General features: G+C 61.5%; 1 protein-coding gene. It reads right to left on the reverse strand.

Annotated elements, in window-relative coordinates; all coding sequences use genetic code 11:
- A protein-coding gene (locus IEX64_RS24315; protein WP_188824060.1) for an IS5 family transposase occupies positions 1–708 on the reverse strand; the annotation gives its coding sequence in 2 pieces (ribosomal slippage) (positions 1–375 and positions 375–708; 709 coding nt annotated over the 2 pieces). This gene is flagged as partial in the annotation.
- Between the last annotated feature and the right edge of the window lie 11 nt (positions 709–719).

Consider the following 719-nt stretch of genomic DNA (forward strand, 5'->3'; position numbering starts at 1 on the left):
AGGTGTGGGCGCAGCGGTCATAGCGGGTGTGGATGCGGCGCCAGTCCTTGAGTTTGCCGAACATGTTTTCGACTTTGTGGCGCTGGCGGTAGAGGGCTGTGTCGTGCGGGATGGGCACTTTGCGGTTGGTCTTTGACGGGATGCAGGCGGTGATGCCACGCTCGGCCAAGGCATGGCGGAACCAGTCGGCATCATAGCCCCGGTCAGCCAGCAACGCCTTGGCTCTGGGGAAGGCTTCGATCATCAAGGCAGCTCCCTTGTAATCGCTCATCTGGCCTTCACTGAGCAGCATGATCAATGGACGGCCCTTGCCATCGCAGACGGCGTGGAGCTTGGAGTTCAGCCCGCCTTTCGTGCGCCCGATACGTCTGGGTAGAGCCCCTTTTTTAGCAGGCTTGCCGCCGTCCTGTGCGCCTTCAGGTGGGTAGCGTCGATCATCAGTCGATCGGGTTTGCCGCCCTTGGCCGCCAGCGCGGCAAAGATCCGGTTGAACACGCCCAGGCGGCTCCAGCGGATGAAACGGTTGTAGATCGTCTTGTGCGGGCCGTAACCGGCAGGCGCGTCACGCCAGCGCAGCCCGTTCCTGATCACGAAGATGATGCCGCTGACGATCCGGCGATCATCGACCCGCGGAATACCATGCGACAGCGGAAAATAAGGCTCAATCCGGCGCATCTGCGCCTCACTCAACAACCAAAGCTCAGACACTCGCAGCACCT

Source organism: Novosphingobium indicum (assembly GCF_014645195.1).
In the GTDB taxonomy this organism is placed as follows: domain Bacteria; phylum Pseudomonadota; class Alphaproteobacteria; order Sphingomonadales; family Sphingomonadaceae; genus Novosphingobium; species Novosphingobium indicum.